This is a genomic window from Geodermatophilus sp. TF02-6 (genome assembly GCF_003319115.1).
Taxonomy (GTDB): Bacteria; Actinomycetota; Actinomycetes; order Mycobacteriales; family Geodermatophilaceae; genus Geodermatophilus.
This window is the reverse complement of sequence record NZ_QOHF01000008.1, coordinates 68,150-81,303: the sequence shown is the minus strand read 5'-3', so window position 1 is coordinate 81,303 and position 13,154 is coordinate 68,150. Positions and strand designations below refer to the sequence as shown.

Annotated in this window: 13 protein-coding genes; 9 read left to right on the top strand and 4 right to left on the bottom strand. The window is 73.8% G+C overall.

Going from position 1 to position 13,154, the window contains the following annotated elements:
* Window positions 1-18 precede the first annotated feature (18 nt).
* A complete protein-coding gene (locus DQ238_RS09330; RefSeq protein WP_113781016.1) occupies window positions 19-1,200 on the bottom strand; it encodes an alcohol dehydrogenase catalytic domain-containing protein in 1,182 nt (393 codons plus the stop codon).
* Between the two features lie 337 nt (window positions 1,201-1,537).
* On the opposite strand from DQ238_RS09330, the gene DQ238_RS09325 reads away from it, so the two are divergent.
* A complete protein-coding gene (locus DQ238_RS09325) occupies window positions 1,538-2,467 on the top strand; it encodes a cation diffusion facilitator family transporter (protein WP_113781015.1) in 930 nt (309 codons plus the stop codon).
* Between the two features lie 227 nt (window positions 2,468-2,694).
* A complete protein-coding gene (locus DQ238_RS09320) occupies window positions 2,695-3,660 on the top strand; it encodes a cytochrome c oxidase assembly protein (RefSeq protein ID WP_113781014.1) in 966 nt (321 codons plus the stop codon).
* 125 nt (window positions 3,661-3,785) lie between these two features.
* Here the strand turns inward: DQ238_RS09320 and DQ238_RS09315 are convergent, their stop codons facing one another.
* The gene (locus DQ238_RS09315; RefSeq protein ID WP_113781013.1) at window positions 3,786-5,330 is read right to left on the bottom strand and encodes an MFS transporter; all 1,545 of its coding nucleotides are present in this window, start codon (window positions 5,328-5,330) and stop codon (window positions 3,786-3,788) included.
* A gap of 93 nt (window positions 5,331-5,423) precedes the next feature.
* Between DQ238_RS09315 and DQ238_RS09310 the strand changes: the two genes are divergently transcribed.
* The 5 genes from DQ238_RS09310 (at window position 5,424) to DQ238_RS24215 (ending at window position 10,704) form a co-directional block, all read left to right on the top strand.
* A complete protein-coding gene (locus tag DQ238_RS09310; protein ID WP_113781012.1) occupies window positions 5,424-5,927 on the top strand; it encodes a metallophosphoesterase in 504 nt (167 codons plus the stop codon).
* 29 nt (window positions 5,928-5,956) lie between these two features.
* Window positions 5,957-6,790, top strand: a complete 834-nt coding sequence (locus tag DQ238_RS09305) for a putative RNA methyltransferase (RefSeq protein WP_370447510.1) — start codon at window positions 5,957-5,959, stop codon at window positions 6,788-6,790.
* Window positions 6,791-6,926: 136 nt separating this feature from the next.
* Entirely contained in the window at window positions 6,927-8,678 is a 1,752-nt protein-coding gene (gene ctaD, locus DQ238_RS09300; RefSeq protein WP_113781011.1) for a cytochrome c oxidase subunit I, read from the top strand.
* A 345-nt stretch (window positions 8,679-9,023) separates the two neighbouring features.
* A complete protein-coding gene (gene serB, locus DQ238_RS09295; RefSeq protein WP_233495847.1) occupies window positions 9,024-10,262 on the top strand; it encodes a phosphoserine phosphatase SerB in 1,239 nt (412 codons plus the stop codon).
* A gap of 187 nt (window positions 10,263-10,449) precedes the next feature.
* The gene (locus DQ238_RS24215; protein WP_305037562.1) at window positions 10,450-10,704 is read left to right on the top strand and encodes a hypothetical protein; all 255 of its coding nucleotides are present in this window, start codon (window positions 10,450-10,452) and stop codon (window positions 10,702-10,704) included.
* A gap of 152 nt (window positions 10,705-10,856) precedes the next feature.
* Here the strand turns inward: DQ238_RS24215 and DQ238_RS09285 are convergent, their stop codons facing one another.
* Window positions 10,857-12,170 (bottom strand): nicotinate phosphoribosyltransferase, encoded by a 1,314-nt coding sequence (locus DQ238_RS09285; protein ID WP_233495846.1) that lies wholly within the window; start codon window positions 12,168-12,170, stop codon window positions 10,857-10,859.
* A 52-nt stretch (window positions 12,171-12,222) separates the two neighbouring features.
* Between DQ238_RS09285 and clpS the strand changes: the two genes are divergently transcribed.
* Together clpS and DQ238_RS09275 are read left to right on the top strand one after the other, a co-directional pair.
* A complete protein-coding gene (gene clpS / locus DQ238_RS09280) occupies window positions 12,223-12,519 on the top strand; it encodes an ATP-dependent Clp protease adapter ClpS (protein WP_113781102.1) in 297 nt (98 codons plus the stop codon).
* The gene (locus DQ238_RS09275; protein ID WP_113781008.1) at window positions 12,516-13,013 is read left to right on the top strand and encodes a DUF2017 family protein; all 498 of its coding nucleotides are present in this window, start codon (window positions 12,516-12,518) and stop codon (window positions 13,011-13,013) included. The genes clpS and DQ238_RS09275 overlap by 4 nt, the downstream gene beginning before the upstream one ends.
* Here the strand turns inward: DQ238_RS09275 and DQ238_RS09270 are convergent.
* On the bottom strand, window positions 12,952-13,140 hold the full coding sequence (locus DQ238_RS09270; protein WP_113781007.1) for a hypothetical protein: 189 nt from the start codon (window positions 13,138-13,140) through the stop codon (window positions 12,952-12,954). The two genes, DQ238_RS09275 and DQ238_RS09270, sit on opposite strands and share 62 nt — an antisense overlap.
* Window positions 13,141-13,154: the final 14 nt, after the last annotated feature.

The following is a 13,154-nucleotide window of genomic DNA, read 5'->3' as shown; positions in this document are numbered from 1 at the left end:
GCCGGACGCGCTCCCGGGTCAGGGCTGGAGCAGCACCTTGACCGCGCCGTCCTTCTTCTCCCGGAAGTCCGCGTACGCCTGGGGCGCCTGCTCCAGGGGCACGTGGTGCGTGGCGAAGTCGTCGACGCCCAGCGGGTCGCCCTCGGTCAGGATCGGCAGGATGTCGGGTACCCAGCGCCACACGTTGGCCTGGCCCATGCGCAGCTGGATCTGCTTGTCGAACATCCGCATGAGCGGCAGCGGGTCGGTGGCGCCGCCGTAGACCCCGGACAGCGAGATCGTGCCGCCGCGGCGGACCGCGTCGATCGCGGTGTTCAGTGCGGCCAGCCGGTCGACACCGGCCACCTGCATGACCCGCTCCATGATCACGTCGGGCACCAGCGCGCTGGCCTTCTGCGCGGCCCAGGCCACCGGGGAGCCGTGCGCCTCCATGCCGACGGCGTCGATGACCGCGTCGGCGCCGCGGCCGTCGGTCGCGTCCTGGATGGCGCGCACGACGTCGTCCTTCTTCGTCGTCCGGATGACGTGCGTGCCACGGGCGGCCGCCCGGGCGATTCGCTCCGGGACCATCTCGGAGGCGTACACGTTCTCGATGCCCAGGTGGTGGGCGATGCGGGTGCACATGTCACCGATCGGGCCGAGGCCGAGCACCAGCAGCGTGCCGCCGGGCGGGACGGCCGCGTACTGGACGGCCTGCCACGCGGTGGGCAGCACGTCGGAGAGGTAGACGAACCGGTCGTCGGGCAGGCCGTCGGGGACCTTGACGGGCAGCGTGTTGCCGAACGGCACCCGCAGGTACTCGGCCTGGCCGCCGGGCACCTGCCCGTAGAGCTTGGTGTAGCCGAACAGCGAGGCGCCGAAGCCCTGGTCGCGGTTCTGCGTGGTCTCGCACTGCGACTGCAGGCCCTGCGAGCACATCCAGCAGGTGCCGCAGGAGATGTTGAACGGGACGACGACCCGGTCGCCGGGCTCGACCGCGGTGACCTCCCGGCCGACCTCGCGGACGATGCCCATCGGCTCGTGCCCCATGACGTCGCCGACGCTCATGAACGGCGCCATGACCTCGATGAGGTGCAGGTCCGAGCCGCAGATGCCGCTCGACGTGACCTCGACGACCACGTCGGTCGGCTCCTGGATCGTCGGGTCGGGGACGGTGTCCACCCGGACGTCGGCTCGGCCGTGCCAGGTCACTGCGCGCATGGGGGTGTGCTCCTCGGTCAGGGTCGACGGGCTACGACGAGGGCCCCCTGCCCCGTCGCGAGCCGGATCGTGCGTGCCGCGGCCCCGAACCCGCGCGTCGCTGACCAGATGCTGTACCTGGTTGACGCTGCGTCGACACCGCCGGTGGCTCCCGGCCGTTCCGGGCCGGCACGTCGAGGCGCACGTCGGCGGGCCGGGCGGAGCGGCGGTCGACCCGGTCCCGTGGCTGCCGGAGCGCGGCGTCCGGGTCCGACCCGCCGGCCGCGTCCTCCGTCCAGGGCCCTGCCGCGGTGCGGGACACTCGACGGGTGGACGGCGCACCGGGGAGGAGGAGCTGATGGGCCACGGTCACGGGCACGCCCACGGGCACCCCGGCGGCACCGCCTCGGCCGCGCACCGCCGCCGGCTGGCCGTCGTCCTCACGCTGACCGTCACCGTGATGGCGGCCGAGATCGCCGGTGCGCTGGCCTCGGGGTCGCTGGCGCTGCTGGCCGACGCCGGGCACATGGCCACCGACGCCCTGGGCATCGCCCTGGCCCTGGGCGCGGTCACGCTGGCCCAGCGCCCCGCCCACGGCCGGCGGACCTTCGGCTGGCAGCGGGCGGAGATCCTCGCCGCCGTCGCCAACGGGCTGCTGCTGGTCGGCGTCGCCGGCTACGTGCTCGTGGAGGCGGTCCGCCGGATCGGCGACCCTCCGGAGATCGGCTCCGGCGTGATGCTCACCGTCGCCGCGGCCGGCCTGGCGGCCAACCTCGGCGGGTTGGCGCTCCTGCACCGCGGCCGCCGCGACTCGCTCGCCGTCCGCGGTGCCCACCTGGAGGTGCTCGGCGACGCACTGGGCTCGGTGGCGGTGCTCGTCGCCGCCCTGGTCATCGTCCTCACCGGCTGGACGCCGGCCGACACCGTCGCCTCCCTGGTCGTCGCCGCGCTGGTGGTGCCGCGGGCCTGGTCGCTGCTGCGCGAGGCCGTCGACGTCCTGCTCGAGGCCGCGCCGCGGGGGGTGGACCTGGACGAGGTGCGGGCGCACATCCTGGGAGTGGACGGCGTCCTCGGCGTCCACGACCTGCACGCGTGGACCATCACCTCCGGCCTGCCGGTGCTCTCGGCGCACGTCGTCGTCACCGACGAGGCGCTCGAGGCCGGCCACGGCGGCCGGGTCCTCGACGCGCTCTGCGCCTGCCTGGGTGACCACTTCGACGTCGAGCACTGCACCTTCCAGCTGGAGGCCGAGGCGCACGCCGGGCACGAGGCGCCGGTCCACGACTGAACAAGGACCCCGTCCTCCCCACCCCTCGGAGAAGGACCCCTCTGCCCCCCACTGCTCGCAGGCTCGCAGCGGGACCCTGCAGAGGGGCCGGCGGGACCCGGGACGGGGCCGCCGCTGCCCCCCACCACTCGCGAACTCGCGGCGGGACCCTGCAGCAGGGCCGCCCCGTCCGGTCACCTGGTGGGACAGTGGGGGAGCAGGGCGGACGGTAGGGCAGGAGGCGGCAGGTGGACCACGGTTCCCACTCGGGCATGTGGGTGCCCCCGCAGCCTCCGACCTGGGGGCGGATGTTCCTCCCGCACCTCGACGGCTGGTCGGTGCTCGCGGTGCTCAGCCTGCTCGGCGTCGTGGGGTACCTGGTCGCCGTCGTGGTGCTGCGCCGCACGGGCGTGGCCTGGCCCTGGTGGCGGACGGCGTCCTGGGCCGCCGGCTGCGTCGCGCTGTTCGCCGTCACCGGCACGTGGCTGAACGGCTACAGCATGGTGCTGTTCAGCGTGCACATGGCCCAGCACATGGTGCTGTCGATGGTGGCGCCGATCCTGCTGCTGCTCGGCGCGCCGGTCACCCTGGCGCTGCGGACGCTGCCCCGCGGTAGGGGGCTGGCCGGCGTCCCGCGGGCGCTGCTGCTCGACGTGCTGCACAGCCGGGTCGCCCGGTTCCTGGCGCACCCGGCCTTCACGCTGCCGCTGTTCCTCGCCAGCCTCTACGCCGTCTACTTCACCCCGCTGTTCGACGCGCTCATGGCCGACCCGTTCGGCCACGAGTTCATGCTCGCCCACTTCACCGTCACTGGGCTGCTGTTCTTCGGCCCCATCCTGGCCCAGGACCCCTGGCCCCGGACGGCGGGCCACGGCGGCCGGATGCTCGAGCTGATCATCCCGATGCCGCTGCACGCCTTCTTCGGCGTCGCGGTCATGATGGCCGGCTCGCTGGTCGTGGGGACCTTCGCGCACCCGCCGGCCGGCTGGGGCGTCGACCCGCTGGCCGACCAGGGCACGGCGGGCAGCATCGCCTGGTCCTTCGGCGAGCTGCCCACCGTCTTCGTGATGGCGATGGTGCTCTTCTCCTGGATGGCCTCGGAGGAGCGCAAGGCCCGCCGCCTCGACCGCGTCGCCGTCCGCACCGAGGACGCCGAGCTCGAGGCCTACAACGCCCGACTCCGGGCCATGGCCGCGCGGAGAACCGGCTCCTGACCCCGCTCACCCTCCGCGACCGCCTCACCCGTCGAGTCGATCATGGGGTTGTTGCCGGTGACACGGCCGGACACGCCGGCGGAACCGACGACAACCCCATGATCGACCGAGGGGGGAGGGCTCGCTCAGCCCACGTGGACCGGGCCGCCGTCGGCGGGCAGGTCCTCCTTGGTCGCCTTGACGAGCACCGCGGACGCCAGCGCGCCGAGCACCAGCAGCCCGGCCGCCCAGGTGAAGGCCGTGGTGTAGCCCTCGACCTGCGCCTGCGCCGCGACCGCCGGGTCCGTCGGGTTCCCGCCGGAGGCGGCGACGCCGGTGAAGAAGTCGGTGATCGCCCCGACCGACAGCGTCGCCAGCAGCGCGGTGCCGATCGAGGCGCCGACCTGCTGGGTGGCGTTGAGCACGGCGCTGGCCGCCCCGGCGTCGTGCGTACCCGCGCCGACCAGCGCCAGGTTCGACAGCGGCACGAAGGTGAAGCCCAGCCCCAGGCCCAGCAGCAGCTGGGCGGGGAAGGGCAGGGTCCAGAACGACGTGTCGACGGCGACGAGCGAGAGCAGGAACAACCCGCTCGCGGCCAGGAGCCCGCCGAGCACCATGAGCGGCCTGGGACCGAGCCGCGGTGCCAGGTTGCTGGCCGCACCGGCGGAGACGAGGATGCCCAGGGTCACCGGCAGCGAGGCGACCCCGGCCGTGACGGGTGTGTAGCCGAGCACCTGCTGGAAGTACAGCGACAGGAAGAAGAACGCCCCGACCAGTCCCGAGCCGACCAACGTGGAGGTCAGATAGGCCCCGCCGCGGTTGCGGTCCAGCACCAGCCGCATGGGCAGCAGCGGGTTGGCCGCGCGCAGCTCGACGACCACGAACGCCGCTACCAGCACCAGACCGATCCCGATGAACGTGAGCGCGCTCGGGTCGGTCCAGCCGTTGCCGCTGACACCGCGCTCGGCGTTCTCCTGCGAGGTCTGGGCCACCCGGGTGAACCCGTAGACGAGCGAGGCCAGGCCGAGGGTGACCAGCACCGCGCCGGGCACGTCGTACTCGGTGTCCCCGGGCGCGCGGCTCTCGGGCACGATCGGGATGGCGGCGAGGACGGCGACGACCGCCACCGGCACGTTGACCCAGAAGCACCAGCGCCAGTCGGCGTACTCGGTGAGCACGCCGCCGAGCAGCAGCCCGACGGCCGAGCCGCCGCCGGCGATCGCGCCGTAGACGGCGAACGCTCTGGCCCGCTCCTTCGTGTCGGTGAACAGCACCGTCAGCAGCGACAGCGAGGCGGGGGCGAGCAGCGCGCCGAAGGCGCCCTGGGCGGCGCGGGCGGCGAAGAGCACCTGTTCGTTGCCGGCCAGCCCGCCCACGGCCGAGGCCAGCGCGAAGCCGACCGCGCCCACCAGGTAGGTGCGTTTGCGGCCCCAGAAGTCGGCGATGCGGCCGCCGAGGAGCAGGAAACCGCCGAAGGTCAGGGTGTAGGCGGTGACGATCCACTGCTGGCTCGCCGCGGTGATGCCCAGGTCGGCAGAGACGGCCGGCAGGGCGATGTTGACGATGGTCGCGTCGAGGATGACCATCAGGATGGTCACGGCGATGACCGCGAGGGCCAGCCACCGCCTCGGGTACGGCTCCGCGCCGAGGTCGTCGGCGCCGGAGGCGTGCGTGGTCGCGGGTTCGGTCATGCGAGTCCTCGAGGTCGTGCAGGGGAACGCCCGGTTCATCGAGCAGGACGAACATCGAGCAGGACGAATCTAGCCGCCTGGGACGATGGTCCTGTGTCGGTATCCCTGGTCCTCACCTCGGACACGCACGTCCCGAAACGAGCACGTGACCTTCCTCATGTCCTGTGGGCCGCCGTCGACGCCGCCGACGTCGTCGTCCACGCCGGCGACTGGGTGGATGTCGCGCTGCTCGACCGCATCGAGGCGCGCGCCCGCCGGCTGGTCGCCGTCCACGGCAACAACGACCACGGGCCGCTGCGCGAGCGGTTGCCGGAGGTCGCCCGCGCCGAGATCGAGGGCATCCGGCTGGTCGTCGTCCACGAGACCGGGGACGCGAGGGGCCGCGAGGCCCGCTGCGCCGCCCGGTTTCCCGACACCGACCTGCTCATGTTCGGCCACAGCCACATCCCGTGGGACACCACGGCCGGCACCGGCCTGCGCCTGCTCAACCCCGGCTCGCCGACCGACCGGCGCCGCCAGCCGCACGGCACCTTCGTGACCGCGGTGGTCGACCGCGGCGCCCTCGGCGACGTGACCTTCCACCCCGTCCCCAGGTGAGCCCCCGCCGGCCCTGGCCGCCGCGGGCCGTGGAGCTGCTGGCCTGCCCGGTGTGCGGGCAGCCGCTGGCCACCCGGCCGGACGACGCCGGTCTGCGCTGCCCCGCCGGGCACGCCTACGACCGCGCCCGGCAGGGGCACGTCACGCTGCTGCCGCCCGGTCACGTGCCGCCGTCCGGCGACTCCGCGGCGATGGTCGCCGACCGGGTCGCCTTCCTCGCCGCCGGCCACTACCGGGGGGTCACGCGGCTCCTGGGGGACGCCGTCGCCGCGGGGGACGGCGGTCCGCCCGCCGCGCTGCTCGACCTCGGCGGGGGGACCGGGCAGCACCTGGCCGGCGTCCTCGACCGGCTGCCCGGCGCGGTCGGGGTGGTCCTGGACTCCTCCCGGTACGCCGCCCGCCGGGCGGCCTCAGCCCACCCCCGGGCGCTCGCGGTGGTGGCCGACGTCTGGGCCCGGCTGCCCGTGCGCGACGCTGCCGCCGACCGGGTGCTGGTCGTGTTCGCCCCCCGCAACGGCCCGGAGACCGCCCGGGTGCTGCGGCCAGGGGGCCGGCTGGTCGTCGTCACCCCCGCCACCGACCACCTCGCCGAGCTCGTCGGGCCGCTCGGGCTGCTGCGGGTGGATTCGGACAAGGCCCGCCGGCTCGCCGGGACGCTCGAGCCGCACTTGCGGCCGGCCGGCGCCCGCGGTCACCGCGAGCGGCTGGAACTCGACCGCGCGGCGGTCGCGACCCTGGTCGGCATGGGCCCGCACGCCCGGCACCTGACGCCAGCGGGTCTGGTGGCGGCCGTGGCCCAGCTGCCGGAGCTCTCGCCGGTGACCGTGTCGGTCGAGGTCACCACCTGGACCCGCCCGGCCTGACCGATTCCCGCCAGCGCGAGCCGCCCGGATCACGGTCCCATCACGACGGTGTCCGACGGCGGGGCGCTGAGCAGCGCGGACCGACGCGCCCCCCGGCGGACGGAGGACCTCCGCGCGGGCTGTCTAAGCTGCGGTCGTGACGATCGCACCGGCGCCGATCGTGAGCCGACCGAGCCCGGCTCGCGAGGTCGAGAAGGGTGCGCGGCTCTCGAACCTGCTGCGCACCACCGACCACAAGACCATCGGCCTCATGTACCTGGCCACCTCGTTCGCGTGGTTCGTGATCGGGGGGCTGATGGCCCTCCTCATGCGCGGTGAGCTGGCCCGGTCGGGGCTGCAGTTCCTCTCCCCCGAGCAGTACAACCAGCTGTTCACCATGCACGGCACGATCATGCTGCTGTTCTTCGCGACGCCGCTGTTCTTCGCGTTCGCGAACCTGGTCATGCCGCTGCAGATCGGCGCCCCCGACGTCGCCTTCCCGCGGCTGAACGCCTTCTCCTACTGGCTGTTCCTCTTCGGCAGCACGATCGCCGTGGCCGGGTTCCTCACCCCCGGCGGGGCCGCCGACTTCGGCTGGTTCGCCTACACCCCGCTGTCCGACGTCACCAACACCCCCGGCGCCGGCGCCGACATGTGGATCGCCGGGCTGGCGGTCAGCGGTCTGGGCACCATCCTCGGTGGCGTCAACTTCATCGCCACGATCGTCTGCCTGCGCGCGCCGGGCATGACCCTGTTCCGGATGCCGATCTTCTGCTGGAACACCCTGATCACCAGCGTGCTGATCCTGCTGGCGTTCCCGATCCTGACCGCGGCGCTGCTCGCGCTGCTGGCCGACCGGCAGCTCGGTGCCCTGGTCTACTCGCGGGCCAACGGCGGGGCGATGCTGTGGCAGCACCTGTTCTGGTACTTCGGCCACCCCGAGGTCTACATCATCGCGCTGCCCTTCTTCGGCATCGTCACCGAGATCATCCCGGTCTTCGCCCGCAAGCCGCTGTTCGGCTACAAGGGCATGGTCTTCGCCACCACCGCGATCGGGTTCTTGTCGCTGACGGTGTGGGCGCACCACATGTTCGCCACCGGCGCGGTGCTGCTGCCGTTCTTCTCCTTCCTGACCTATCTGATCGCCGTGCCGACCGGGATCAAGTTCTTCAACTGGATCGGCACCATGTGGCGGGGTCAGCTGACCTTCGAGACACCGATGCTGTTCTCGGTCGGCTTCATGGTCACCTTCCTGCTGGGGGGTCTGACCGGTGTGCTGCTGGCCAGCCCGCCGCTGGACTGGCACGTGTCCGACAGCTACTTCGTGGTGGCGCACTTCCACTACGTGGTGTTCGGCACCGTGGTGTTCGCCGCCTACGCCGGCATCTACTTCTGGTTCCCGAAGATGTGCGGCCGGATGATGGACGAGCGCCTCGGCAAGCTGCACTTCTGGCTGACGTTCATCGGCTTCCACGGCACGTTCCTCGTCCAGCACTGGCTGGGCAACGAGGGCATGCCGCGCCGGTACGCCAACTACCTGCCCAGCGACGGGTTCACCACGCTGAACACGGTCTCGACGATCTTCTCGTTCGTGCTCGGCGCGTCGACGATCCCGTTCTTCTACAACGTGGCGAAGTCGTGGCGACACGGCCGGCTGGCTCTGCGTGACGATCCCTGGGGCCACGGGAACTCGCTGGAGTGGGCGACGTCGTCCCCGCCGCCGCGGCACAACTTCGTCGAGATCCCCAAGATCCGCTCCGAGCGGCCGGCGTTCGAGGCGCACTACCCGCACCTGGTGGAGCGGCTGCACCGCGAGGCGCACGCCGGCAAGCGGCACCAGCCCTACGCCGCCGAGATCGGCCTCACCTCCGGCGGGCGCCAGGGTCCGGGAGACCCCGACCCCACCTGAGAGGGACCTCCCTGCTCCCACCGGAGAAGGACCCCGTCCTCCCCGCTCTTCGGAGAAGGACCCCCTGCTCCCCGCCACTCGGAGAAGGACCCCGTCCTCCCCATCCCTCGCACGCTCGGGGCGGGGCCCGGGACGGGGCCGGCGGGACCCTGGAGGAGACCGACGCGCCAGGCGAGAGCCGGGCCCTGGAGGCCGACCGCGACGCCCCCGCCGGCCCGGCCGGCGGAGCGTCGCCGTGCCCGGGGTGGGCTCCCAGGGCGCTGCCGGGAGCGCGGACAGGGGTGCGGCACGATGGCGGCCGTGCCGCTCGACCCCGCGCCCCACACACCCACGACCGCCCCGTCCGTGACCTCCCGGGCGCTGCTGACCGTCACCGGGGTCGACCGGCCGGGGGTCACCGCCCGGCTCTTCGCCGCCCTCGCCGAGGTCGGCGGCGACCTCGTCCCGGTCGAGGTCGTCGACGTCGAGCAGGTCGTCGTCCACGGCCAGCTGGTGCTCGGCGTGGTCGTGGGCACCCGGCCGGCGGAGGGCAGCCGGCCGGGGGAGGAGGCCCGGTTCCTGGCCGCCCTCGGGCGGTTGGCCGCCGAGGTCGGCCGGGCGAGCGGCGTGCAGGTCCAGGTCGAGTCGGTCTGTGACGCCGGTCGGGACGCCGCCCCCGCCGGCCGGTCGCACCACGTGATCGTCCTCGGTCGTCCCGTGCCGCCCGAGGCGGTGGCCGGGGCCGCGGCGGCGATCGCCGGGATCGGCGGCAACATCGACGCGATCCGCCGGCTGTCGGACTACCCGGTGACCAGCTTCGAGCTCACCGTCTCCGGCGCCGAGGCCACCGGCCTGCGCAGCGCGCTCGCCTCGGTGGCGGCCACCACGGGCGCCGACATCGCCGTCGAGCAGGTGGGGCTCACCCGCCGCAGCAAGCGGCTCATCGTGCTCGACGTCGACTCCACCCTGGTGCGCGGCGAGGTCATCGACGAGCTCGCCGCCCGCGCCGGCCGGGCCGCGGAGGTCGCCCGGATCACCGCCGCCGCCATGAACGGCGAGCTGGACTTCGCCGAGTCGCTGCGCGCCCGGGTGGCGGCGCTGGCCGGGCTGCCGGTGGAGGTGCTCGACGAGGTGCGCGAGCACCTGGTCCTCACTCCCGGCGCGCGCACGCTCATCCGCACGCTCAAGCGACTCGGGTTCCGCTGCGGCATCGTCAGCGGCGGGTTCACGCAGATCACCGACCCGCTGGCCGAGCAGCTCGGGCTGGACTTCGCCGCCGCCAACACCCTCGAGGTCGCCGATGGCCGGCTGACCGGCGGGCTGGTGGGGGAGATCGTCGACCGCGCCGGCAAGGCGCACGCCCTGGTCCGGTTCGCCGAGCAGCACGGCATCCCGCTGGAGCAGACCGTGGCGGTCGGCGACGGCGCCAACGACCTGGACATGCTGGGCCTCGCCGGGTTGGGCATCGCGTTCAACGCCAAGCCCTATGTGCGGGAACAGGCGCACACCGCGCTCAACCAGCCCTACCTCGACGCCGTGCTGCAGGTGCTCGGCTTCACCCGCGAGGAGGTCCTCGACGCGGTGCCCACGTCGTCCTCTCGATGACACCGCGGTCCTCTCGATGACACTGCGGTCCTCCCGATGACACCGCGGGCGCCTGCCCATCCCGTCGCCGTCCGACCGCTGCTCGTGTCCCGCTCCCGGAGGCCGGGGCATGGGAAGCCATACACCCGTTCTGGCGCCGCGGACGCACGTATCGCTTCCCATGCCCGGGCGGGGTCCACGTGCGGCGGTGCACCGTGCCCGGCAGCTCGACGCCGGCGGAGCGCAGCTGGTCGAGGGCGGCCTCGGCGACGCCGGCGGTGAGCGGCAGGAGCACCCCGGTGGCGAAGCCCTCGTGGACGGCGTCCAGCGCGGTCGCCGCACGCAGCGGCCGGTGGCGGTGTCGACCACGTCGACGGCCTCCACGCCGCGCTCGCGCAGCCACTGCGCCAGCGGCACCCCCTCGGAGTTGCCCTCGAAGCCGGAGTACGCGGCGGTGTGGTGACCCCCGTCGTCGTGACCCTCGGTGCTCGCTGATCGCCTCGGCCACGGCGGCCCCGACGGCGACGGCGAGGCTGCCGCCTGCACAGCAGTCGTTCTGCACGTCGACCACCAGCAGTGCCCGGGTCGCCGGTCCTCGTGTCGTGGCGTCTCGTCTCAAGCCGTCACGGTGTCGATGGCGCACTCCCCGCGGGACAGCGCGAACGCCTCCGCCGGCAGCGCGGAGCGGACCCGCTCGTGGTGCGCCCGCGCGGTCACCAGCGCCTCCCGCGGCGGAGCCGGCGCGCACGGCTCGCCGCCGCGGACCAGCGCGACGACCAGGGGCCGGTCGCCGTCCTGGGGCCTGATCGGCGCGCTGCTCACCACCTCCGCCGTCGCCGTCCCCAAGGCGTCGTGCCGGCGGACGGCGGACTTGCGGCCGCCCACCGAGTTCTTGCCCTCCGAGCGCTTGGCCACCGGGACGCCGTCCCGCTCGACCAGCTTGTAGACCATCCCGGCGGTCGGCGCACCCGACCCGGTGACCAGCGAGGTGCCCACCCCGTAGCCGTCGACCGGCGCGACCATCAGCCCGGAGATGGCGAACTCGTCGAGGTCGCTGGTCACGATGATCCGGGTGCGGGTGGCGCCCAGCTCGTCGAGCAGCTGCCGCGCGTGCGCAGCCAGGGTGGGCAGGTCGCCGGAGTCCAGCCGGATCGCCCCCAGCTCGGGGCCGGCGACCTCGACCGCCGTCCGGATGCCCTGGTCGACGTCGTAGGTGTCCACCAGGAGGGTGGTGCCCACGCCGAGCGCGGCGACCTGGGCGCGGAACGCCGCCGCCTCGTCGTCGTGCAGCAGGGTGAAGGCGTGCGCGCTGGTGCCGGTGGTCGGCACCCCGTAGCGGCGGCCGGCCGCCAGGTTCGAGGTGGCGGCGAAGCCGACCAGGTACGCGGCGCGGGCGGCGGCCACCGCGGCCTCCTCGTGCGTGCGCCGCGACCCCATCTCGATGCACGGCCGCCCGCAGGCCACGGCCACCATCCGCGCCGCCGCGGAGGCGATGGCGCTGTCGTGGTTGAGCACGGAGAGGACGAGCGTCTCCAGCAGCACGCCCTCGGCGAACGGCGCCCGGACGGTCAGCACGGGGGAGCCCGGGAAGAACAGCTCGCCCTCGGCGTAGCCGTCGACGTCCCCGGAGAAGGAGTACCCCGCCAGCCAGTCCAGCAGCCGGGGGTCGGTGAGCCCCTGCTCCTGGAGCGCGGCGAGCTCCTCGTCGCCGAAGCGGAAGGCGACCAGCTCCTCCAGCAGCCGCCCGGTGCCGGCGAGCACCCCGTAGCGCCGGCCGTGCGGCAGCCGGCGGGCGAACACCTCGAACACGCAGTCGCGCTCGGCGGTGCCGTCGGCGAGGGCCGCGGCGACCATGGTCACCTCGTACCGGTCGGTGAGCAGCGCGGGACCCGTCGGCAGTGCACCGGACGACATGTGACCGGACGACATGGCCCCGCAGCGTAGGCGCGACCCGGTGCACACCGCGTTCTATGGTGGGTCCGTGGCCGGACCGCTCGCGCCGACACGGACGCCGGAGGAGACCGTCGAAGAGCACGGCGACCTCGACCGGCCCTGGGTGACCATCGTCTGGAACGACCCGGTCAACCTCATGACCTACGTGACGTTGGTGCTGCGGGAGCTGTTCGGCTACGACGAGCCGACGGCGACGTCGCTGATGCTGCAGGTGCACCACGAGGGCAGGGCGATCGTCAGCAGCGGTCCGCGCGAGCGCATGGAGCACGACACCAGCCGGCTGCACGCCTACGGGCTGTGGGCCAGCTTCCAGCAGGACTCGTGAGACCCTTCCGCCGCCGGGGGGACGACGTCGTGGCGCGGCTGGAGCCGGCCGAGACCCGCGTCGTCGCCCTCCTGCTCGACCAGCTCGAGCAGCTGCTCACCGCGGACGCCGACGACGTGGCCGGCGACCCGGTGGTGGCCCGGCTGCTGCCCGCGGGCCACCGCTCCGACCCGGAGCTGGCCGCCGACTACCGCGGGATGACCGAGTCGGCGCTGCGTTCGGGCAAGACCGACGACCTGGCCACGGTGCGGGCCAGCCTGCCCTCGGACGGCGGGACGGTCCGCCTCGACCCCGACCAGGCGGCCGCGTGGCTGCGCACCAGCAACGACCTGCGCCTGGCGCTGGGCACCCGGCTCGACATCGCCGAGGACACCGAGCCGCCCGAGGACCTCTCCACCGAGGAGGGCCAGCAGCTGGCCGTCTACTACTGGCTCACCGGCCTGCAGGGGTCGCTCGTCGACGCACTCGTCGCCGGTCGCGCCGGCCGGAGGTGAGCACGACCAGCACCGCGAGCAGCAGGTCGAGCACGGAGAACACCGACACCAGGCCGGGCATCTCCAGGACCAGGGCCGGCAGCGCGAGCACCAGGACGCCGGCGAGCACGAGCGGTTCGAGGACCACGCAGCGGCACCGTA

What these genes read in the sequence shown, in the direction of transcription:
- DQ238_RS09330 (WP_113781016.1), bottom strand. Translation starts at nt 1,200, where the DNA reads ATGCGCGCAGTGACCTGGCACGGCCGAGCCGACGTCCGGGTGGACACC.
- DQ238_RS09325 (WP_113781015.1), top strand. Translation starts at nt 1,538, where the DNA reads ATGGGCCACGGTCACGGGCACGCCCACGGGCACCCCGGCGGCACCGCC.
- DQ238_RS09315 (WP_113781013.1), bottom strand. Translation starts at nt 5,330, where the DNA reads ATGACCGAACCCGCGACCACGCACGCCTCCGGCGCCGACGACCTCGGC.
- DQ238_RS09285 (WP_233495846.1), bottom strand. Translation starts at nt 12,170, where the DNA reads ATGTCGTCCGGTCACATGTCGTCCGGTGCACTGCCGACGGGTCCCGCG.